The 21,004-nt window shown below is 72.6% G+C and carries 21 protein-coding genes and 1 pseudogene; 15 read left to right on the top strand and 7 right to left on the bottom strand.

Annotated elements, in window-relative coordinates; genetic code table 11:
- Positions 1–9: 9 nt before the first annotated feature.
- Entirely contained in the window at positions 10–969 is a 960-nt protein-coding gene (locus tag ACJ9NR_RS07895) for a serine hydrolase (protein WP_412489027.1), read from the bottom strand.
- Positions 970–1,169: 200 nt separating this feature from the next.
- Here ACJ9NR_RS07895 and ACJ9NR_RS07890 point away from each other — a divergent pair, with 200 nt between their 5' ends.
- The gene (locus ACJ9NR_RS07890; RefSeq protein ID WP_412489028.1) at positions 1,170–1,898 is read left to right on the top strand and encodes an SseB family protein; all 729 of its coding nucleotides are present in this window, start codon (positions 1,170–1,172) and stop codon (positions 1,896–1,898) included.
- 157 nt (positions 1,899–2,055) lie between these two features.
- Here ACJ9NR_RS07890 and ACJ9NR_RS07885 read toward each other — a convergent pair whose 3' ends face one another.
- Complete coding sequence (locus tag ACJ9NR_RS07885; protein ID WP_412489029.1) at positions 2,056–2,415, bottom strand: DUF1844 domain-containing protein; 360 nt, start codon at positions 2,413–2,415, stop codon at positions 2,056–2,058.
- Between the two features lie 346 nt (positions 2,416–2,761).
- On the opposite strand from ACJ9NR_RS07885, the pseudogene infC reads away from it, so the two are divergent.
- From infC to ACJ9NR_RS07835, 10 genes and pseudogenes are all read left to right on the top strand, one after another.
- Positions 2,762–3,434 (top strand): annotated as a pseudogene (gene infC, locus ACJ9NR_RS07880) (translation initiation factor IF-3).
- A gap of 111 nt (positions 3,435–3,545) precedes the next feature.
- Complete coding sequence (gene rpmI / locus ACJ9NR_RS07875) at positions 3,546–3,740, top strand: 50S ribosomal protein L35 (RefSeq protein ID WP_007829094.1); 195 nt, start codon at positions 3,546–3,548, stop codon at positions 3,738–3,740.
- A 101-nt stretch (positions 3,741–3,841) separates the two neighbouring features.
- Positions 3,842–4,225 carry a 50S ribosomal protein L20 gene (gene rplT / locus ACJ9NR_RS07870; RefSeq protein WP_004933571.1) on the top strand — a complete coding sequence of 128 codons (384 nt, stop codon included), beginning with the start codon at positions 3,842–3,844 and terminating at the stop codon, positions 4,223–4,225.
- Positions 4,226–4,320: 95 nt separating this feature from the next.
- The gene (locus tag ACJ9NR_RS07865) at positions 4,321–5,169 is read left to right on the top strand and encodes a TrmH family RNA methyltransferase (RefSeq protein WP_412489030.1); all 849 of its coding nucleotides are present in this window, start codon (positions 4,321–4,323) and stop codon (positions 5,167–5,169) included.
- A 54-nt stretch (positions 5,170–5,223) separates the two neighbouring features.
- Positions 5,224–6,369, top strand: a complete 1,146-nt coding sequence (locus ACJ9NR_RS07860) for a sensor histidine kinase (protein ID WP_412489031.1) — start codon at positions 5,224–5,226, stop codon at positions 6,367–6,369.
- Between the two features lie 150 nt (positions 6,370–6,519).
- Positions 6,520–7,641 carry a phenylalanine--tRNA ligase subunit alpha gene (pheS, locus tag ACJ9NR_RS07855; protein ID WP_412489032.1) on the top strand — a complete coding sequence of 374 codons (1,122 nt, stop codon included), beginning with the start codon at positions 6,520–6,522 and terminating at the stop codon, positions 7,639–7,641.
- A complete protein-coding gene (pheT, locus tag ACJ9NR_RS07850; protein WP_412489033.1) occupies positions 7,641–10,154 on the top strand; it encodes a phenylalanine--tRNA ligase subunit beta in 2,514 nt (837 codons plus the stop codon). Before pheS ends, pheT begins: the two co-directional genes overlap by 1 nt.
- Positions 10,155–10,486: 332 nt before the next feature.
- The gene (locus tag ACJ9NR_RS07845) at positions 10,487–11,581 is read left to right on the top strand and encodes a PP2C family protein-serine/threonine phosphatase (protein WP_412489034.1); all 1,095 of its coding nucleotides are present in this window, start codon (positions 10,487–10,489) and stop codon (positions 11,579–11,581) included.
- 279 nt (positions 11,582–11,860) lie between these two features.
- On the top strand, positions 11,861–13,201 hold the full coding sequence (locus ACJ9NR_RS07840; RefSeq protein ID WP_412489035.1) for an NsdA family TPR-like regulatory protein: 1,341 nt from the start codon (positions 11,861–11,863) through the stop codon (positions 13,199–13,201).
- Between the two features lie 75 nt (positions 13,202–13,276).
- Positions 13,277–13,822 (top strand): NUDIX hydrolase, encoded by a 546-nt coding sequence (locus tag ACJ9NR_RS07835; RefSeq protein ID WP_412489036.1) that lies wholly within the window; start codon positions 13,277–13,279, stop codon positions 13,820–13,822.
- A 27-nt stretch (positions 13,823–13,849) separates the two neighbouring features.
- Here ACJ9NR_RS07835 and ACJ9NR_RS07830 read toward each other — a convergent pair whose 3' ends face one another.
- Together ACJ9NR_RS07830 and ACJ9NR_RS07825 are read right to left on the bottom strand one after the other, a co-directional pair.
- Positions 13,850–14,107 carry a hypothetical protein gene (locus tag ACJ9NR_RS07830; RefSeq protein WP_412489037.1) on the bottom strand — a complete coding sequence of 86 codons (258 nt, stop codon included), beginning with the start codon at positions 14,105–14,107 and terminating at the stop codon, positions 13,850–13,852.
- A gap of 221 nt (positions 14,108–14,328) precedes the next feature.
- Positions 14,329–15,204 (bottom strand): 3-hydroxybutyryl-CoA dehydrogenase, encoded by an 876-nt coding sequence (locus ACJ9NR_RS07825; protein ID WP_412489038.1) that lies wholly within the window; start codon positions 15,202–15,204, stop codon positions 14,329–14,331.
- Positions 15,205–15,380: 176 nt separating this feature from the next.
- On the opposite strand from ACJ9NR_RS07825, the gene ACJ9NR_RS07820 reads away from it, so the two are divergent.
- Positions 15,381–16,604, top strand: coding sequence for a glycoside hydrolase family 10-like protein (locus tag ACJ9NR_RS07820; RefSeq protein WP_412489039.1), 1,224 nt, complete (start codon positions 15,381–15,383; stop codon positions 16,602–16,604).
- 1 nt (position 16,605) lies between these two features.
- Here ACJ9NR_RS07820 and ACJ9NR_RS07815 read toward each other — a convergent pair whose 3' ends face one another.
- Together ACJ9NR_RS07815 and ACJ9NR_RS07810 are read right to left on the bottom strand one after the other, a co-directional pair.
- Positions 16,606–16,800, bottom strand: a complete 195-nt coding sequence (locus ACJ9NR_RS07815) for a DUF1918 domain-containing protein (RefSeq protein ID WP_412489040.1) — start codon at positions 16,798–16,800, stop codon at positions 16,606–16,608.
- Positions 16,801–16,891: 91 nt separating this feature from the next.
- Positions 16,892–17,812: a DMT family transporter gene (locus ACJ9NR_RS07810; protein ID WP_412489041.1), complete on the bottom strand. Its 921-nt coding sequence runs from the start codon at positions 17,810–17,812 to the stop codon at positions 16,892–16,894.
- On the opposite strand from ACJ9NR_RS07810, the gene ACJ9NR_RS07805 reads away from it, so the two are divergent.
- The 3 genes from ACJ9NR_RS07805 (at position 17,811) to ACJ9NR_RS07795 (ending at position 20,477) form a co-directional block, all read left to right on the top strand.
- Entirely contained in the window at positions 17,811–19,247 is a 1,437-nt protein-coding gene (locus ACJ9NR_RS07805; protein ID WP_412489042.1) for an aminotransferase-like domain-containing protein, read from the top strand. The two genes, ACJ9NR_RS07810 and ACJ9NR_RS07805, sit on opposite strands and share 2 nt — an antisense overlap.
- An 81-nt stretch (positions 19,248–19,328) precedes the next feature.
- A complete protein-coding gene (locus ACJ9NR_RS07800) occupies positions 19,329–19,763 on the top strand; it encodes a GNAT family N-acetyltransferase (protein WP_412489043.1) in 435 nt (144 codons plus the stop codon).
- Positions 19,764–19,883: 120 nt separating this feature from the next.
- On the top strand, positions 19,884–20,477 hold the full coding sequence (locus tag ACJ9NR_RS07795; RefSeq protein ID WP_412489044.1) for a histidine phosphatase family protein: 594 nt from the start codon (positions 19,884–19,886) through the stop codon (positions 20,475–20,477).
- A gap of 80 nt (positions 20,478–20,557) precedes the next feature.
- Here ACJ9NR_RS07795 and ACJ9NR_RS07790 read toward each other — a convergent pair whose 3' ends face one another.
- Entirely contained in the window at positions 20,558–21,001 is a 444-nt protein-coding gene (locus ACJ9NR_RS07790) for a DUF6314 family protein (protein WP_412489045.1), read from the bottom strand.
- Positions 21,002–21,004: the final 3 nt, after the last annotated feature.

Here is a 21,004-nt window from a genome sequence, read left to right as displayed (position 1 = left end):
AGGCGGCGTCTAGGCGCCGTCGGCCAGCGCCGAGACCGCCGCCTTCGCAGCCGCCTCGACCAGCGAGATCCCCTTCTCCTTCGTCGGGTTGCCGTTCGACAGCACGGCCACCAGGCAGCCGCGGCCGTCCACCGTCACGCGTCCGATGCTGTTGACGTCCCACAATCCGGTGGTGCTGCGGGCCAGCCAGCCGTTCTTCAGCGCCCACCGTCCGCCGTCGGCCGCGGCCGACACCCCCCACCGCTGGTCGGCGGCGATCTGCCCCATCAGCCCCTGGAGGTATGTCCGCGATGCCTCGCTCAGCTCCGAGTCCTGCCCGAACACCTGGCGCAGCAGCGCGAGTTGGTCGGTGGCCGTGGTCTGGGTCAGTCCCCACAGGGTGCCGTCGCCGCCCTCGGTGTCCGTGAGCCCGAGCCGCGCGTTCGCGGCGTCGAGGCCGCCCGCCCGGCCGATGATCCGCCACAGCGCCGAGGCGGAGTCGTTGTCGCTGTTCTCGATCATCGCGGTGGCGTACGTCCTCTCGCTCGCGGTGAGCCGCCGCCCCGCGTCCTGAGCCTGCAGCAGCAGCGCCGCCAGGATGTCGACCTTGACGATGCTCGCGGTGTCGAAGGCGCCGTCCCCGAACGCGGCGCTCGCGCCGGAGTCCAGGTCCAGTGCCGCCACCGACACCTCCGCACCGTCCTCGACCGGGACCGCCTTCATGGCCGCGGTCAGCAGCGCGTCGTGGTCGACCGCCGCCCGTGTCACGGATTCCACCGGTTCCTCCCCGTCCGCCGCGGCCGAGGTGGAGGCCGACGCCGTCGCCGACGACGATACGGCGCCCGTGCCGGAGTGCGCGTGGTCCTTCACGTACACGGTCCCGGCGGCCGTGGCGCCCGTGACGGTCAGGACGGCGAGGGCGACGTGGAGCAGGGGCCGCGTCCTGGACGGACGCGCGCGGCGGCGATCACGGGCTCTGGGGGACTCCATGGCCGGGATGCTCGGGGCGGGGCCTGTGCGAGCCGTTGGACGGAAGTGAGAGGTGCGTCAGGGGACCCTGAGAAAGCCGTGAATGAGGTGAGCCGGGGTGTTGGCCGTGACGGTGTGGGGGGTGTGAGTGGCCGTGAGCGACCGACCGGTTCCCGGGGGCGCCCGAGCCCCGCTGCATCCCCCCTATAGGGTCGGTGACCGTGGCGAACAAGAACATTCCCGACCCCGGCTTCTCCGACGACGACGGCTCGGCCGACCCCCGGCTGAGCGCGGCGCTCACCGCCTGGGCCGAGGACCGCACCGCTGTGGGCCCGGTCCTGGAGGCGCTGAAGGGCGCCCGGCTGCTGGTGCCGGTGGTGGCCGTCCTGGGGGAGGCCGAGAGGGACGAGAACGGGCTGCGCCGCGAGAAGACCAGCGACATGGCCGTGCCGACCTTGAAGGCCGGGTCACGGACCGCCCTGCCGGCCTTCACCTCCACCGACTCGCTGGCCCGCTGGGACCCGGCGGCCCGCCCCGTCGCCGTACCCCTGCACCAGGCCCTGCAGGCGGCGGCCCACGAGAAGGCCGACACGGTGGTGCTGGACCTGGCAGGGCCGGTGCCGTTCGAACTGACCGGACCCGCGCTGCTCGCCCTCGCCGAGGGCCGTACGTCGACCGACCCGCTCGCCGACCCCGCGGTGCGGCAGGCGGTCCGCGCGGTCGTCGAGGCCGAGCCGTCCGTCGTGCGCGCCCACCTCGGGCCCGGCCGGGCCGACGGCACGCTGGCCCTCGTGCTCGACGAGTCCGCCGCGCCGGCCGAGGCCGCCCGCGCGGTGGCCGAGCGCCTCGCCGTCGACGACACACTGAGGGCCCGCCTGGTGCGCGGCCTCGACCTGGCCCTGCTGCCGGCCGGGGCGACGCCTCCGGGCGAGCCCTTGTACGTGAGATGAGCGCCCGGCAGGCTCACCGGTTTCCACGTGCCTCTGCCGGTTTCTGCGAGCTTCTGCCTTCTGCCTGCCTCGGCGCTTCCGCCTTCGCGCCGCTTTTCTGTGCGCCTTTCTGTGCGCCGCTTTCTTCGCGCCGCTTTCTTCGCGTTGCGTGGGGCTGCTAGCCGTAGACCGGCCCGGTGTACTTCTCGCCCGGGCCCTGGCCCGGCTCGTCCGGTACCAGGGACGCCTCGCGGAAGGCCAGCTGGAGCGACTTCAGGCCGTCGCGGAGCGGGGCCGCGTGGAAGGAGCTGATCTCGGTCGTGGAGGCGTCCAGCAGACCGGCGAGAGCGGTGACCAGCTTGCGCGCCTCGTCCAGGTCCTTGTGCTTGTCGCCCTCCTCGGTCAGCCCGAGCTTCACCGCGGCGGCGCTCATCAGGTTGACGGCGACCGTCACGATCACCTCGACCGCGGGGACCTCGGCGATGTCGCGGGTCATGGCGTCGAAGTCGGCGGGGGACTCAGGAGGCGTGTCACTCATGCCCCACACGATAGAGCCCGGTGCCCACCGGTTCGCACCACCCCCGGGGAGCTGCTAACCTTGTGTGACGACCGGCCGGACGCACGCGGCATGTGAGCGGCCCGGCCCACAAGTGGAGGCTCCGAACTCCCACCTGACCGTCCCCCGGGACGGCGGGTCACCCCGGTCAGGCGACCACCATCGTTCCGTACGGACGATGGAGTCGTCCGAAAGTGCGCCCCGCGGCATCGCGGCGGTGCTCCGGTAGTGCTTGGAGCCCCGCCTGTGATCGTCCGGGGCATTTTTTCTGCCTCGGTGCGGTTAGGTCTGTCGAGAAGAGACATACGCGGCTGTCCGCCAGACCGCCGTGTGGTGCTAACCGAGGAGGATCCATCAGCGCCGAGCCCCGCATCAACGACCGGATTCGCGTTCCCGAGGTGCGACTTGTCGGTCCCAGTGGCGAGCAGGTGGGCATCGTCCCGCTGGCCAAGGCACTGGAGCTTGCCCAGGAGTACGACCTCGACCTCGTCGAGGTAGCGGCGAACGCCCGTCCGCCCGTGTGCAAGCTCATGGACTACGGGAAGTTCAAGTACGAGTCGGCCATGAAGGCCCGTGAGGCGCGCAAGAACCAGGCGCACACGGTCATCAAGGAGATGAAGCTCCGGCCGAAGATCGACCCGCACGACTATGACACCAAGAAGGGTCACGTCGTCCGGTTCCTCAAGCAGGGCGACAAGGTCAAGATCACGATCATGTTCCGTGGTCGCGAGCAGTCCCGGCCAGAGCTGGGCTACCGACTGCTGCAGCGTCTCGCTGAGGACGTCCAGGACCTCGGTTTCGTGGAGTCGAACCCGAAGCAGGACGGCCGCAACATGATCATGGTTCTCGGTCCGCACAAGAAGAAGACCGAGGCGATGGCCGAGGCCCGCCAGGCGCAGGAGGCCCGCAAGGCCGACGCGAAGGCCAACCCCGGCAAGTCGCAGAACGCGGCGGACGCCGAGACCGCCGAGGCTCCTGCCGAGGCTTCCGCCGAGGCGTGACCCCGGGGGACGACAGTCCCCAGGACGTAACCGAAACAAGAGCGACGTTCCACCGTGCCCGGTTTCCGTGACCGGGCACCGGAACGCCACCGACGAGGAGATAACGGCGCCATGCCGAAGAACAAGTCGCACAGCGGTGCCAGCAAGCGCTTCAAGGTCACCGGCTCCGGCAAGGTGCTCCGTGAGCGCGCCGGCAAGCGCCACCTGCTCGAGCACAAGTCGTCGCGCCTGACGCGTCGCCTCACCGGCAACGCCGAGATGGCCCCGGGCGACGCCAAGAAGATCAAGAAGCTTCTCGGCAAGTGACCTGTACGGCGCCCGCAGTGCGCGCCGTACGTCTGGACCGGGACCCAATCGTTTCCGGGCCGCGTGAGTCCAACCGCGGCCCCGCTACAAGGAGTTAACAAGTGGCACGCGTCAAGCGGGCAGTCAACGCCCACAAGAAGCGCCGGGCGATCCTCGAGCAGGCCTCCGGCTACCGCGGTCAGCGTTCGCGCCTGTACCGCAAGGCCAAGGAGCAGGTCACCCACTCGCTGGTCTACAACTACAACGACCGCAAGAAGCGCAAGGGTGACTTCCGCCAGCTGTGGATCCAGCGCATCAACGCCGCTGCCCGCGCCAACGGCATCACGTACAACCGCTTCATCCAGGGCCTGAAGGCCGCCAACGTCGAGGTCGACCGCAAGATCCTCGCCGAGCTGGCCGTCAACGACGCCACCGCGTTCGCCGCGCTGGTCGAGGTCGCCCAGAAGGCGCTGCCCGCCGACGTCAACGCGCCGAAGGCGGCCTGACGCCGACACCGGCCCAGTGCCGACGTGACATGAGGGACCCGCAGGCTGAGGAAGCCTGCGGGTCCGCTGTTTCCTGAGCTGCCGAAGGTGAACCCATGCCCTCCGCCACCCCCGAGCTGATCTCCCCCCGCTCCTCCCGTGTCCTGGCCGCCCGGCGGCTCGCCAAGCGGAACTTCCGGGGCAAGGAGCGGCTGTTCCTCGCGGAGGGGCCGCAGGCCGTGCGGGAGGCCGCCGGGCACGGGGACACGCTCGTGGAGCTGTTCGCCACCGTCGAGGCCGCGGAGCGGCACGCCGACATCATCGGTGCCGCCCGTGCCGCCGGGGCCCGCGTCCATCTCGCCTCCGAGCAGGTCATCACCGACATCTCGACCACCGTCACCCCGCAGGGACTCGTCGGCGTGTGCCGGTTCCTCGACACCCCGTTCGCGCGGATCCTCGCCGCGCGGCCCCGGCTGGTCGCCGTGCTGGCGCACGTGCGCGACCCCGGGAACGCCGGGACCGTGCTCAGGTGCGCCGACGCCGCCGGGGCCGAGGCCGTCGTGCTGACCGACGCCTCCGTCGACCTCTACAACCCCAAGGCCGTACGGGCCTCCGTCGGTTCGCTGTTCCACCTGCCGGTCGCCGTCGGCGTCCCCGTGGCGGAGGCGGTCGCCGGGCTCAGGGGCGCCGGTGTGCGGATCCTCGCCGCGGACGGCGCCGGGACCGACGACCTCGACGAGGAGCTCGACAAGGGCACCATGGGCGGGCCGACCGCCTGGGTGTTCGGCAACGAGGCGTGGGGGCTCCCGGAGGAGACCCGCGCGCTCGCCGACGCCGTGGTGCGCGTGCCGATCCACGGCAGGGCCGAGAGCCTGAACCTCGCCACCGCCGCCGCCGTATGTCTCTATGCGTCGGCCCGTGCACAGCGCGCCCTCGGAGGGTGCCGCTCCGTCACCGCGAGCTAGTAGGGTGACCAGCCCGGGGGGCCACCTGCGCCGTCGGAGAGGTGGGGTTCGGGGATGAGTGTCGGCACGGGCGGTGCGAACAGGGCACTGCGAGAGCGTGACGCGCCCCGCGCCCCCGCGCCCCGGCGCGGCGGCCCCGCCGAACTCGGCGTCGACCCCGACGAACTGCCCGACGGCCTCGTCGTCGCCGACGAGCACGGCCGCGTCATCTGCTTCAACGCCGCCGCGCAGCGCATCACCGCGGTCCCCGCCGCGGACGCCCTCGGGCAGCGGCTGGAGAAGGCCCTGCCGCTGGAGGACCTGGAGGGGCGCCGCTGGTGGCAGCTGACCGACCCCTACGGCGGCCTCGCCATCCGGGTCCGCCAGCCCGAGCGGAACCTGCTGCTGCCCGGCGGCCGGGAGGTCCTCGTCTCGGCCCGGTACGTCCGCGCCGAACCCACCGGCCCGGTCCGCCGCGTGGTGGTCTCCCTGCGCGACACCGAGGCCCGCCGCCGTACCGAGCGCAGCCACGCCGAGCTGATCGCGACGGTGGCCCACGAACTGCGCTCGCCCCTCACCTCCGTGAAGGGCTTCACCGCCACCCTCCTCGCCAAGTGGGAACGCTTCACCGACGACCAGAAGCGGCTGATGCTGGAGACCGTCGACGCCGACGCCGACCGGGTCACCCGGCTCATCGCCGAGCTGCTCGACATCTCGCGCATCGACAGCGGGCGGCTGGAGGTGCGGCGCCAGCCCGTCGACATGGGCGCCGCCGTGGGCCGGCACATCCAGGCCTACGTCGCCGCCGGACAGCCCGCCGACCGCTTCCTGCTGCGCGTCGAGCAGCCCCTGCCCGCGCTGTGGGCCGATCCCGACAAGATCGACCAGGTGCTCAGCAACCTGCTGGAAAATGCCGTGCGGCACGGCGAGGGAACCGTCACGATCGACATCACGGCCACGGCGTCACCCCGTGAGGGAGAGGACACCGGCACGTCGGTCACGGTGAGCGACGAGGGGCCCGGCATCCCGGAGGAGTCCATGAACCGCGTCTTCACCCGCTTCTGGCGGGGCAGCAAGCGCGGTGGCACGGGCCTCGGCCTCTACATCGTCAAGGGCATCGTCGAGGCCCACGGCGGCACCATCACGGTCGGCCGGGGCCCCCAGGGCGGGGCCGAGTTCCGATTTACGTTGCCCGTGGCGGCCCCGGCGTATCTCACCTGAGCGCCGGCAAGGGCCCCACGGGCGCATTCGTACACCCCCACCCCGTTAGACTCGGCCTTTGGCACCCTTGTGTCCCATGGACGGCCCTCTGACCTCTGTGTGAGTCGGTGACGGGGACCTTCAGCCAGCCAATCGGAAGCACGGGAAGAGATGTCGGCACCGAATAAGTCGTACGACCCGGTCGAGGTCGAGGCGTTGAAACCGGAAGAGATCGAGCGCATGCGGGACGAGGCGCTCGCCGCCTTCGCCGCCGCGGACTCCCTCGACAGGCTCCAGGAGGCCAAGGTCGCCCACACCGGCGGAACCTCCCCGCTGGCCCTGGCCAACCGGGAGATCGGCGCCCTGCCCCCGCACGCCAAGGCAGCCGCCGGCAAGCTGGTCGGCCAGGCCCGCGGCGCCGTGAACAAGGCCCTCGCCGCCCGCCAGACCGAGCTGGAGGCCGAGCGGGACGCGCGGGTGCTGGTCGAGGAGGCCGTGGACGTCACACTGCCCTACGACCGCGTGCCGGCCGGTGCCCGCCACCCCCTGACCACGCTCTCGGAGCGCATCGAGGACGTCTTCGTGGCCATGGGCTACGAGGTCGCCGAGGGCCCCGAGATCGAGGCCGAGTGGTTCAACTTCGACGCGCTGAACATCGGCCCGGACCACCCGGCCCGCGGCGAGGCCGACACCTTCTTCGTGCAGGGCCCGGACGGGGGCACCGAGTCCGGTGTCGTGCTGCGCACCCACACCTCGCCCGTGCAGATCCGCTCGCTGCTCAGCCGTGAGCTGCCGGTCTACGTGATCTGCCCGGGCCGGGTCTACCGCACCGACGAGCTCGACGCCACGCACACGCCCGTCTTCCACCAGGTGGAGCTGCTCGCCGTGGACGAGGGGCTGACCATGGCCGACCTCAAGGGCACCCTCGACCACATGGTCCAGTCGCTGTTCGGCGAGGGCATGAAGACCCGGCTGCGGCCCAACTTCTTCCCCTTCACCGAGCCGTCCGCCGAGATGGACATGGTCTGCTACGTCTGCCGGGGCGAGTCCGTCGGCAACCCCGACCGGCCCTGCCGCACCTGCTCCTCCGAGGGCTGGATCGAACTCGGCGGCTGCGGCATGGTCAACCCGCGGGTGCTCACCGCCTGCGGCGTCGACCCCGAGAAGTACAGCGGCTTCGCCTTCGGGTTCGGCATCGAGCGGATGCTGATGTTCCGCCACAACGTCGAGGACATGCGAGACATGGTCGAGGGCGACGTCCGGTTCACCCGGCCGTTCGGGATGGAGATCTGATGCGGGTCCCGCTTTCTTGGCTGCGGGAGTACGTCGACCTGCCGGCGACGGAAACCGGCCGCGACGTCCAGGAGAAGCTCGTCTCGGCCGGGCTCGAGGTCGAGACCGTCGAGCACCTCGGCGCCGACCTCAAGGGCCCGCTCGTCGTCGGCCAGGTGCTGACCATCGAGGAGCTGGAGGGCTTCAGGAAGCCGATCCGCTTCTGCACGGTCGACGTCGGCCGGGCCAACGGGACCGGGGAGCCCCAGGAGATCGTCTGCGGCGCCCGCAACTTCGCCGTGGGCGACAAGGTCGTCGTGGTCCTGCCCGGCGCCACCCTGCCCGGTGGCTTCTCGATCTCCGCGCGCAAGACGTACGGCAAGACCTCCCACGGCATGATCTGCTCCAGCGACGAGCTGGGCATGGGCGACGACGGCACGCACGGCATCATCGTGCTGCCGCCGGAGACCGAGACCGGCAAGGACGCCATCGAACTGCTGGAGCTGGTCGACGAGGTCCTGGACATCGCCGTCACCGCCAACCGCGGCGACTGCCTGTCCATCCGCGGGGTCGCCCGCGAGACCGCCATCGCCTACGGCCTGCCGCTGCGCGACCCGGCCCTCATCGACGTACCCGGCCCGAACGCCTTCGGCCACCCGGTCCGCGTCTCCGACCCGGTCGGCTGCGACCGGTTCACCGCCCGCACGGTGACCGGGCTCAGCCCCGAGGCGCGCTCCCCGATCTGGCTCCAGCGCCGGCTGCAGAAGGTCGGCATGCGCCCGATCTCGCTCGCCGTCGACGTCACCAACTACGTGATGATGGAGCTCGGCCAGCCGCTCCACGCCTACGACCGCAACCTGGTCCAGGGCACCATCGGCGTGCGCCGCGCGCAGGAGGGCGAGAAGATCGTCACCCTCGACGGCGTGGAGCGGACGCTGCACGCCGAGGACCTGGTGATCACCGACGACCGCGGCCCCATCGGCCTCGCGGGTGTCATGGGCGGCGCCAACACCGAGATCGCCGATCACGAGGACGTCGAGAACGCCACGAGCGACGTGGTCATCGAGGCCGCGCACTTCGACCAGATCTCCATCGCGCGCACCGCCCGCCGCCACAAGCTGTCCTCCGAGGCGTCCCGCCGCTTCGAGCGCGGTGTCGACCCGCAGGCCGCGGCCGCCGCCGCACAGCGCACGGTCGACCTGCTGGTGCTGCTCGCCGGCGGTAGCGCCGAGGCCGGTGTCACCGAGGCCATCGCCCCCTCCGCACCGCACACCATCACCGTCGCGGCCGACCACCCGGACCAGGTGGCCGGCGTCGACTACGGCCGCGAGACCGTCGTGCGGCGGCTTCAGGAGATCGGCTGCGACGTCTACGGGCAGGACGAGCTGATCGTCACCGTGCCGTCCTGGCGGCCCGACCTCATGGAGATCAACGACCTCGCCGAGGAGGTCATCCGCCTGGAGGGCTACGAGAACCTGCCCTCCACGCTGCCCAAGCCGCAGCCGGGCCGCGGTCTGACCCACCGGCAGCGGCTGCACCGCCGGGTCGGCCGCGCCCTGGCCGGGGCGGGGTACGTCGAGGCGCCGAACTACCCGTTCATCGGCGAGCAGGTCTTCGACCAGCTGCTGCTGGCGGCCGACGACCCGGCGCGCCGTGTCGTGAAGCTGACCAACCCGCTCAACGACGAGGAGCCCGCGCTCCGCACGTCGCTGCTGCCGGGCCTGTTCGGCGCGTTGCGCCGCAACAGCGGCCGCGGCTCCCACGACCTGGCGCTCTTCGAGACGGGGCTGGTCTTCCACCCCGGCGAGGAGCAGCGGGTCGCCGCCGCCCTGCCGGTCGACCGGCGGCCCACCGACGAGGAGATCGCCGGGCTGGACGCCGCGCTGCCCGGGCAGCCGCGCCACGCCGCCGTCGTCCTCGCGGGCGCCCGCGAGCAGGCCGGCTGGTGGGGCAGGGGCCGTCCGGCGGACTGGGCCGACGCCGTCGAGGCGGCCCGGACCGTCGCCCGGGAGGCCGGCGCCGAACTGACCGTCCGCCGCGGGCAGTACGGGCCGTGGCACCCGGGCCGCACCGCCGAGCTGGTGGTCGTCCGGGACGGTGCGGAGAAGGTCGTCGGCCACGCCGGCGAGCTGCACCCGCGCGTGATCAAGGCGCTCGGCCTGCCCGAGCGCACCTGCGCGATGGAGATCGACCTGGACGTGCTGGAGGCGGTCGGCGACGACACCCCGCAGGCGCCCGGCATCTCCACCTTCCCGGTGGCCACGCAGGACGTCGCCCTGGTTGTCGACAAGTTCGTGCCGCACGCCGACGTCGAGGCCGCGCTGCGCGAGGGCGCCGGTGAACTCCTCGAGGGCATCCGGCTGTTCGACGTCTACGAGAACGACGACCAGCTCGGCGAGGGGCGCAAGTCGCTGGCGTACGCGCTGCGCTTCCGGGCCGGGGACCGGACGCTGACGGTCGACGAGGCGTCCGCGGCCCGGGACGCGGCGGTCGCCCTCGCGGGCGAGCGTACGGGGGCTGTTCTTCGGGGTTAGGGCGTGTCTCGAAAGTAGCGTCGTCCGCCCGCCGGGCAGGGGCGGGACTTTCGAAACACGCCCGAGCTCGAGGGGCGGGGGACTGCGGTTCGCCGGCGGCCGCGGATTCGTCGTGGCTCGCCGCGCGGTTCCCCGCCCCCGTAAGACGCCGCAGTTACCTCGTGAATATACCGTTCACCTGCATAAATGCGATCGGCCTGTGGGTGCTCACTCATTCGGGTGACTATCTCGGGTGATCTGGCCCCATCAGGCCATACGGTCGACAGAATCGGACCGGTCCTCAGGGGCCGGTCCGTCCGTGCTGTCGGGGCCTAAATGGGGGGCCAATCGGCATGATCCGCATCAAGCCCGGGGTTCGCCGCGGCGCGGGGAGGCGGCCGCTGGGCCGGGTACTCGCGCTGGGGCTGCCCACCGTGTGGGGCGCCATGGCGATCTCGTACAAACTGGCCTGTCCGCTGGCCCAGCAGAACGGGCTGGGCGCACGCGTCGTCACCAGCGCCGTCTTCTTCGCCGTCGGCACGGGGCTGATCCTGCACGTCCGGCACGCGCTGCTGCGGGAGCTGCGGCAGGCGCGACGGGTCGCGGGCGCCGCGCAGAGCGTGCTGCTGCGTCCCCTCCCGCCGAGGATCGCCGGGCTGGACGTCGCCGCGGCCCAGGTCTCCGCGGACCGCGGCGCGGCCATCGGCGGCGATCTGTACGAGGTCGTCGCCACCGAGTACGGAGTACGCGCCGTCATGGGCGACGCGCGCGGCCACGGTCTGGCCGCCCTCGGCACCGCCGCCGCCGTGCTCGGCAGCTTCCGTGAGGCGGCGCACGACGAGCCCGACCTCGTCCGCGTGCTGCGGCGGCTGGAGCGCGCCCTCGCCCGGCATCTGCGCGAGCGGGCGCGCGGCGAACACCCCTCGGCCGGCGCGGAGCCGGACCACCCGGCCGCCGAGGAGTTCGTCACCGTACTGCTGCTGGAGATCGGCCCCGGGGGAGAGCTGCGCCTGCTCAACTGCGGGCACCCCTGGCCCCATCTCCTGGGCGGGGGACGGGCGGAGCCCGTGGTCCGAGCGGATCCCCTCCCTCCGCTCGGACCGTTCCCGCTCCCGCCCGAACTGGACCTGCAGCACCGCGGCCGTCTGCTCCCCGGTGAGACCCTGCTCCTCCACACGGACGGCGTGGAGGACGCCAGGGACGGCCGTGGCCGGTTCTTTCCCCTGGGCGAGGTCTTGGCCCGATACGTGCGCGACACCCCCGTGGCCGTCCCCCGGGCGGTCCTCGGAACGGTCTTCACCGCGCTGCTCCGCCACACGGCCGGAGCCCCGACGGACGACGTCGCGTTGCTCGCGCTGACGAACGGCCGCCGACTGCAACCGGCCTCAGGGGCGCGGGGGACTGCGCGAACAGCCACGACGCACCCGCAGCCGACCACGCACCTGTGAAGCGACGGCGCCCGGTCGGACGGCCGAGCAGCCGGCGGGCCGTCCGCCCCGCCACGGAGTGTCGGGCAGGCAGCCGGGCGGACGGCGCGGATTCGGGCCGCCGCACTGTACGAGGGGGAGCCGGCGGCCCGGCCGGCCTCTTTGCGAGGCATTTCAGTCAACCGGCTGGAAACTCTCCGCGACAGTGTGCGTACGCTGCGGATCCGGGCACTCCGTTCACACCCCGTGTGAAGCCGTTCGCACTAGTCTGGCGGCACCGAGCCACCCTGGGGGGCATATATGCAGCCCAACACTCTGCTCGACGCGATCCTGGACGAGGCCGGGATCTCGCACGCGGGGCTGGCGGCACACGTCAATCAGGCGGGACGGGCGCGGGGCCTCGCGCTCCGTTACGAACACACCGCCGTGGCCCGGTGGTTGAAGGGGCAGCGACCGCGCGGCCAGGTCCCCGACCTGATCTGCGAGGTGCTCGCGGGCCGGCTGCACCGCCCCGTCACCCTCGACGACATCGGCCTCGGCGTACCCGGCGAACCGTCGGCGCCGCACGGCACCTCCCTCTCCGGCTTCGTCGAGCGGGCGACGGCGCTGTGGCGCTCCGACGAGCAGCAGCGCCCGCACATCCTGGGCGCGCCCGCGGTGACCGGCACGCCCGCGGTCATGCCCGTGTGGGAGTGGGAGAACCCGCCCGAGGACGTCGACGTCTCGCGCGGCGGCCGGCACCGGGTCACCCCCGCCGACCTGGAGATGCTGCGCGCCGCCCGCACCCACTACGAGCAGATGTACCGCAAGGCCGGCGGGATCGCGACCCGCACCAGGATCGTCGGCTTCCTCAACGCCGAGGCCGCCCCGCTGCTGCGCGGCAGCTACACCGACGCCACGGGGCGTCAACTGCACCGGGCGACGGGCGGACTGGTGGCGATCGCGGGCATCTGCGCCTACGACTCCGACGCGCACGGTCTCGCCCAGCGCTACTTCCACCAGGCGCTGCGGCTGGCCAAGGCCAGCGGCGACCGGGGACTCGGGGCGTACGTGATCGCGCTGCTGGTCAACCAGTCCCTGTTCATGCGGGAGTACCGGCAGGCGGTCGCCTTCGCGGAGGCCGCGCTGCGCGCCGCCGGCAAGCACATCACCCCGGCGCTCGCCTGCGACCTCTACGCGATGCAGGCCAAGGCGTACGCGCACCTGGGCGACGGCACGACCGCGCTGTCCTGCATCCGGCGTGCCGAGCAGGCCGCCGAACGCATCCGGCGCGGATACGAGCCGGACGAGACCGGCTATGTCCAGCCGGGGCTGGTCAACGTCCAGGTGGCGGAGGCACTGCTCAGCCTCGGTGAACTCGTGGCCGCGGGCGAGCACGCGGCGGCGGCCGTCGACAACCCCGCGCACGACCGCGGCAGGGTGCACCGGCTCGCCATGCTCAGCACGATCGAACTGCGCCGGGGCAACGCCGACAAAGCGGTGGCCACCGCGGTGCAGATGGCCGAACAGGCCCGGGGGATGGAGTCCCAGCGACTGCGCGACAGACTCCGGGCGGTACGCGAACACCTGGTGCGCAGCGGCTGTGCGGGCACCGCGGAGGCCGCCGAACTCATCGACGGCGCGCTGCGCGTACCGCTGTAGACCGTTTCCCGGGCACCGACGTACCACAGTCCCTGCTGCGATATTGCCACTTACTCGACGGAAGGTGGCAGAACCGTGCAGTGGACGAAACAGAACGAACAGACTGTGTATGCGAACCGCTGGTTCAAGGTCAATCTCGCGGATGTCGAGCTGCCGGACGGCCGGCACCTCGATCACTTCCTGATACGGCTGCGGCCCGTGGCCGTGGCCACGGTGGTCAACGAGGCCAACGAGGTCCTCCTCCTGTGGCGCCACCGCTTCATCACCGACAGCTGGGGGTGGGAACTCGCGGCGGGTGTGGTCGAGGACGGCGAGGACATCGCCGCCGCGGCCGCCAGGGAACTCGAGGAGGAGACCGGCTGGCGGCCGGGACCTCTGCAGCACCTCATGAGCGTGGAGCCGTCCAACGGCCTCACCGACGCCCGGCACCACATCTACTGGGCCGACGAGGGCGAATACGTCGGGCACCCCGTGGACGACTTCGAGTCGGACCGCCGGGAATGGGTCCCGCTCAAGCTCGTCCCCGACATGGTCGCCCGCGGAGAGGTCCCGGCCGCCAACATGGCGGCCGCCTTACTGTTCCTGCACCACCTCAGGCTGGGCCAGGACTCCCGGCCCTGATTTCCCCCGTCGCGTCCTGGTCCGGTGTCAGTGGCCCAGGGCCTGCCATATCGTCGCCACCAGCGCGCCCACCGCGGTCAGCGTCGCGATCGCGGGCAGTGGCCAGCGGGCGTGCTCCAGCGCGACGATCCGCGCGCTGAGATCGTCCATCTCCTTGTCGGTCTCCTCGGACCGGTGGTTGAGCAGGGCGAGTCCTCCCTCGACACGTGCGTACGCGACGTCGAGGCGACGGCGTAACTCTGCGAGTTCTCCATGGACCACGGGATGCTCGGGGTCGGCGGTCACGGTCCGCTCCTTTCCGTAGTCGTCACATCCCTTGCATGCGCATGAGGAGTCAACTCGCCTGGTGGACGCGTGGGGAGCGTGTGCGAGCGGCATATGCGGGCCCGCCGCGCACACGGTGTGTGAATGGCGCGGGCCCGGCACCCCGAAAGGTGCCGGGCCCGTGTTCGTCGCACTGCGTAGCCGGAACCCGGGACCGGGCACGGCGCACCCCGCCGGAGAGGTCAGCGGTAGCTGTAGAAGCCCGAGCCGGACTTCCGGCCGAGCCGGCCCGCGTCGACCATGCGCTGCAGCAGCGGGGGAGCCGCGTAGAGCGGCTCCTTGTACTCCTCGTACATCGAGTACGCGACGGACGCGACCGTGTCCAGGCCGATCAGGTCCGACAGCTTCAGCGGGCCCATCGGGTGGGCGCAGCCGAGCTCCATGCCGTTGTCGATGTCCTCGCGGCTGGCGATGCCCGACTCGAACATCCGGATCGCGGAGAGGAGATAGGGGATCAGCAGCGCGTTGACCACGAAGCCGGAGCGGTCCTGGGCCCGGATGGCGTGCTTGCCGAGCACCTTCTCGGTGAACAGCTGCGCGCGGCCGAGCGTGCCCTCGGAGGTGGTGAGCGCGGGGATCAGCTCCACCAGCCGCTGCACGGGCGCCGGGTTGAAGAAGTGGATGCCGATGACCTGGTCCGGGCGCGAGGTGGCGACCGCGAGCTTGACCAGCGGGATCGAGGAGGTGTTGGAGGCCAGGATGGCGTCGGGCCGGGTCACGACCTGATCGAGCACCTGGAAGATCTCCGTCTTGACCTGCTCGTTCTCGACGACGGCCTCGATCACCAGATCGCGGTCGGTGAACTCGCCGAGGTCGGTGGTGAAGCTGAGCAGCGCCTGCGTGGCGTCGAGCTCCTGCTCGGTGATCTTGCCGCGCTCGGCCGCCTTGCTCAGGGAGTTGAACAGCCGGGTGCGGCCGATCTCCAGGGCCTCGCCGGTGGTCTCGGCGACCTTGACCTCCAGGCCGGAACGGGCGCACACCTCGGCGATGCCGGCCCCCATCTGGCCGCAGCCCACGACTCCGACGCGCGCAATGTCTCCCGCCGGGATGTCAGTCACATCGTCCCCTTCGCTGGTCTACGGGTGGGCGGCAGGGCTCCGCGGTTCGGCAGCCTGCTCCGATCGTGCACGTTACTCCCAGGTATCGATGATCGATCGCGCGGGTACGGGCATCCTGGGGCGGCGAAGACGATCCGTGACCGCGCGGATCCGTACGGTATGGGGGTGCTCCCGGGATGGGCCGAGTCTCACGCAGGGCGTTCACGCTGGCCGCGCTCGCGACGCTGGCGGCGCCGCCGGACGCGGGCGCCGCGCCGCGCCGCCGAACCCCGGCCCCCGAGATGCGGGGCCTGTGGGTGGCGTCCGTGGCGAACCGGGACTGGCCCTCCCGGCCGGGCCTGACGGCGGCCGAGCAGTACGCCGAGCTCGTCGCGATCCTCGACCTGGCGGTGCGCGACCGGCTCAACGCCGTGATGTTCCAGGTCCGTCCGACGGCGGACGCGCTCTGGCCGTCCCCGTACGAGCCCTGGTCGGAGTTCCTCACCGGGACCCAGGGCGGGGACCCCGGCTGGGACCCGCTGCGGACGGCGGTGCGGGAGGCCCACGCCCGCGGCCTGGAACTGCACGCCTGGTTCAACCCCTACCGCGTCGCCAACCACGCCGACCCGACCCGGCTCGCCCCCTCCCACCCGGCGCGCCGGCACCCGGACTGGGTGGTGCCGTACGGCGGGAGGCTCTACTACAACCCGGGGCTGCCCGAGGTCCGCGCCTTCGTCCAGGACGCCATGCTCGACGCGGTCCGCAGGTACCCCGTCGACGCCGTGCACTTCGACGACTACTTCTACCCGTACCCGGTGGCCGGCCGGACCTTCGACGACGACGAGGCCTACGGCCGCTACGGCGGCGGCTTCTCCGACAGGGCCGCCTGGCGCCGCCACAACATCGACAGGCTGGTGCTGGAGACGGCCGCGCGCGTCAGGCGCACCCGGCCCGGCACCCGCTTCGGCATCAGCCCGTTCGGGGTGTGGCGCAACGCCACGACCGACCCGCGCGGCTCGGACACCCGGGCGGGCGTGCAGACCTACGACGACCTGTACGCGGACACCCGCAGATGGGTGCGGGAGCACTGGATCGACTACGTCTGCCCGCAGGTCTACTGGAACATCGGGTTCGCCGCCGCCGACTACGCGAGGCTCGTGCCCTGGTGGGCGGAGGTCGCGCGGGGCACCGGCACCCGGCTGTACGTGGGGGAGGCCCTGTACAAGGCCGGCGACCCGGCGCAGGGCGCGGCCTGGCAGGACCCGGCCGAGCTCTCCCGGCACCTGACCCTGGCCGCGGCCTGGCCCGAGGTGCGCGGGCACGTTTACTTCGCCGCCAGGGACATGGCGGCGGACCGTGTCGGGGCGATGGCGCGGGTCGTCGCCGACCACTACCGCCGGCCGGCGAGGCCCCCGCGCTGATCTACGACTGCGTTTCCTTGTGCCGGATCTCGGTGTCGGGGCCGGGGGAGCACACGCCCACGTGCCCGTCCTCGAAGCGGACGCGGAACGGCGGGCTGCCCTCCGGTCCCAGGACTTCGACGATCTCACCGACCTTGTCGTGCTGTCCGACCACCCTGCCGTGCTGGACAAGCTGGTCGCCCACGGTTGCCTGCATGTGTAGGGCCTCCTCACCGATGTGCGGGAGCAGCGGTCCGTGGCCGAGTCTACGGCGCCGGGGCCCGGGAGGGACCGATTCCGCGCGCCGGTCAGCCCCGCGCCCGCTGGGTGACGGCGATGCACACGAGGACCGCCGCGGCCGTCAGCGGTGCGGCGGCCGTCAGGTGCTCACCCAGCAGCAGCACCGACCACACCAGTGTGAGCAGCGGCTGCGCCAACTGCAACTGGCTGGCCCTGGGGACGCCGATCGCCGCCATGCCCCGGTACCAGACGACCAGGCCGAGGAACTGCGAACCCGCCGCGACCCAGAGCAACCCGGTCACGCTGTGCGCGGTCAGCCGCACGGGCTCCTGCGACAGCGCGAGCGCCGCGGCCGGCACGCTCAGCGGGAGGCACAGCACCAGCGCCCAGCCGATGACCTGCCAGCCCGGCAGGGCCCGGGCCAGCCGGCCGCCCTCGGTGTAGCCGGCCGCGCACACCAGCAGCGCGGCGAACAGGCAGAGGTCCGCGGCGGTCAGCGCGCCGCCGCTCTGCCGCACCGTGAAGGCGGCGACCGCGCCCGCGCCCACCAGGGCCGCAGCCCAGAAGGCGCGGGAGGGGCGGTGGCCCGTGCGCAGGGCGGAGAACAGCGCGGTGGTGAGCGGGAGCAGGCCCACCACGACGGCCGCGTGCGCGGTGGTGGACGTCTGCAGCGCGAGGGTGGTCAGCAGCGGGAAGCCGATCACGACCCCGGTGGCGACGACCGCGAGGCCGCGCCAGTGACGGCGGTCCGGCGGCCGTGTCCCGGTGGCGAGCAGACAGGCGCCCGCGACGAGCGCGGCCAGCACACCGCGGACGGCCACCAGCGACCAGGGCCCGAAGCCCTCGAGACCCCAGGCGGTGGCGGGGAAGGTGAGGGAGAAGGCGGTGACGCCGAGGGCGGCCTGGAGCGTGCCGCCGAGGGCCGGTGTGCCCGGCGGGGTGGCGACCGCTATCCGCTCCGAGGCGGTAGCGCTATTCTGTCCTGTCATGCAACAGCGTAGCAGCGTGGCCGAACTGGCGGATCAGCTCCGCCGGGAGCTGGAGCGCTACTCACCGGGTGGAAAGCTCCCGTCGAGCCGTTCCCTCGTCGAACGGTTCCGGGTCAGCCCGGTGACCGTCTCGCGGGCCCTGGCCCGGCTGGCCGCCGAGGGCCTGGTGGTGACCCGCCCCGGCGCCGGTGCCTTCCGCGCCGAGCCGCGCGGTGGGACCGACCCGGCCGGCGACACCTCCTGGCAGGAGGTCGCGCTGAGCGCGGACGGCGCCGCCGACCCGGTACCGCGCACGGTGGACGCCTCCGGCGTGGTGGTCTCGCTCGCCGCGCCGCCGCCCGGGGTCGTGGAGTTCAACGGCGGCTATCTGCACCCGTCCCTGCAGCCGGAGCGGGCGATGGCGGCGGCGCTGGCCCGGGCCGGCCGCCGCCCCGGCGCCTGGGGCCGGCCGCCGATGGAGGGCCTGCCGGAGCTGCGGGAGTGGTTCGCGCGCGGCATCGGCGGCGGGGTCACCGCGGCCGAGGTGCTGATCACCGCGGGCGGCCAGTCCGCGCTGACCACGGCCCTGCGCGCGCTGGCGCCGCCCGGCGCTCCGGTGCTGGTCGAATCGCCCACCTACCCGGGCATGCTGGCGATCGCGCGCTCGGCCGGTCTGCGGCCCGTGCCCGTCCCGGTGGACCCGGACGGCGTCCGACCACCCCTGCTCGCCGACGCCCTGCGCGCGACCGGTGCCCGGGTCTTCGTCTGCCAGCCCCTGTTCCAGAACCCGACGGGCGCGGTCCTCGCCGCGGACCGCCGCGCCGAGGTGCTGCGCATCGCCCGCGAAGCCGGCGCGTTCGTGGTGGAGGACGACTTCGTACGGCGGCTCGTGCACGCGGACGCGGGCCCGCTGCCGAGTCCGCTCGCCGCCGACGACCCCGACGGTGTCGTGGTCCACGTCGGGTCGCTGACCAAGGCCACCTCGCCCAGCTTCCGGGTGAGCGCGCTGGCCGCCCGGGGGCCGGTCCTGGAGCGGCTGCGCGCCATCCAGGTCGTCGACACCTTCTTCGTCCCCCGGCCGCTGCAGGAGGCGGCCGTCGAGCTCGTGGGTTCGCCCGCGTGGCCCCGTCATCTGCGCTCCCTCTCCGCGGAGCTGAGGACCCGCCGCGACACGATGACGGCGGCACTGCGGCTGCACCTGCCCGAAGCGGCCCTCCCGCACATCCCCTCGGGCGGCTACCACCTCTGGCTCCGCCTCCCCGACGGCACCGACGAACTCGCCCTCACCGCCGCCGCCCTGCGCGCGGGTGTGGCCCTCACCCCCGGCCGCCCCTACTTCAGTGCCGAGCCCCCGGCCGCGCACGCCCGCCTGAGTTTCGCGGCGGTCGCGGGCCCGGCGGAGATCACCGAAGGGGTACGGAGGCTGCGGACGGCGTTCGAGGAGGTCCGTGGCTAGAAGGCTCATGAAGGTCTTGGCGAGCCTTCCAGCGCCGGAAAACCGTTCGACGGCCCGCCCCCGGCCTGCGAACCTTCCGCCATGAGCGACACCGTGAGTCTTCCCGGGGGATACGAGATCTCGACCGACGCCGGCCGGCTCGACGTCGACCGTGTGCACCGGTGGCTGTCCACCGATGCGTACTGGGCGACGGGGCGGTCGCGGGAGAAGCAGGAGAGCGCGGTCGCCGGGTCGCTGAACTTCGGGGTCTACGACAGCGTTTCGGGGGAACAGGTGGCGTATGCCCGGGTCGTCACCGACCGGGCGACCTTCGCCTGGCTCTGCGACGTCTACGTCGACCGTCGCGTGCGGGGCAAGAACATCGGGACGGCCCTGGTGGGCGCCGTGCGCGAGCACCTGCGGCCCTACGGCCTGCGGCGGATCCTGCTGGCCACGCACGATGCCCACGGCGTGTACGAGAAGCTCGGCTTCCGGGAGCTGGCGAGGCCCGACCGGTGGATGGCGCTGGAGTTCTGAGCAGGCGGAATGCGGCACTTGTCCGCCAGGTCCTGACCCTGGGGTAAAGCTCTGGCCACCCTGGGTGACCCGGAGGTAACTTCCCTTGACCTGCGTACTTCCGCGACACACCATCGCCCCATGCAACTCAGGGCCACTTTCGTCGCCGCCGCGCGCAGTTCCCCGTTGCTCGCCGAGCACTTCCAGGACGACCGCCCGCTCGACCAGGCCGGCTGGGAGGAGGTGCAGCGCGTCGCCCACGACCTGATCCCGCTGGCGGCGGCGGAGTTGCGCTACTGCTCGCCCACGCCGCGCAGCCGCGCGACCGGCGACGCCCTCGGGTACGCGCCCCTGGTGCAGCTCGCCCTGCGCGACTGCGACATGGGCCGCTGGCGCGGGCTCACCCTCGGCGAGGCGATGGCCCGTGAGCCCGAGGCGGTCGACGCCTGGCTCGCCGACCCCAGGACCGCCCCGCACGGCGGTGAGTCGCTGCTGGCCTTCATCACCCGGGTCGGCAACTGGCTCGACACCCGCCCGGTCGAGGACGGCGGCCGTATCGTCGCCGTCGCCGAGCCGTCCGTCGTGCGCGCGGCCCTCGTCTACGCCCTCAAGGCCCCGCCCGCCACCTACTGGAACCTCGACGTCCGCCCGCTGTCGACCACCACGGTCACCGGCTGGGCCGGCCGCTGGAACCTCCGCTTCGACGCGCCCTCGGCGCAGACGTCCAGGGCGTAGGCGGTCCCGTCTCCGGGAGAGCGGGCGCTCGGGCGTGCGCCCGCGGTCGTCCGGTGCTGCCCCGGCCGCTCATGCTCCCCTCATGCTCCCCGTGCGTACTCGGTGACCAGCACCAGGTCCTTGGCCGGCCCCCGCACCCGCCACACGGTCCGCCAGTGATCCGCGTCCCGGACGGTGAACTCACCGCGGTACAGATCGGCCGCGCACGGATGGTCCGCGACGTACCGTCCCGAGGTCAGGTCCAGGTGGTGGAAGGGCCGCCCGTCGGCGAAGCGGACGTCCGCGGTACCGGGCGGCGTCCCCGGCAGGAAGCGCAGGGCGCGCTCGGCGGGGCGGGACACGCCCTGCCAGGTGAAGGTGCCGGACTCCTGGTGGAACAGGCCGCCGTCCGCCAGCGGGCTGAAGACGGTCGTCCCCCCGAACCGCCCTTCGGCCCCGCTCGCCAGATCCCGTACGGTCCTCTCGACGCGCCAGTGCCCGGCGAGATGGGCCAGGACGTCCGGCACGGGCCAGAACGCGTTCATGCC

Source organism: Streptomyces sediminimaris, from assembly GCF_047049295.1.
In the GTDB taxonomy this organism is placed as follows: domain Bacteria; phylum Actinomycetota; class Actinomycetes; order Streptomycetales; family Streptomycetaceae; genus Streptomyces; species Streptomyces sediminimaris.
This window is presented reverse-complemented; position numbering and strand designations above follow the sequence as displayed.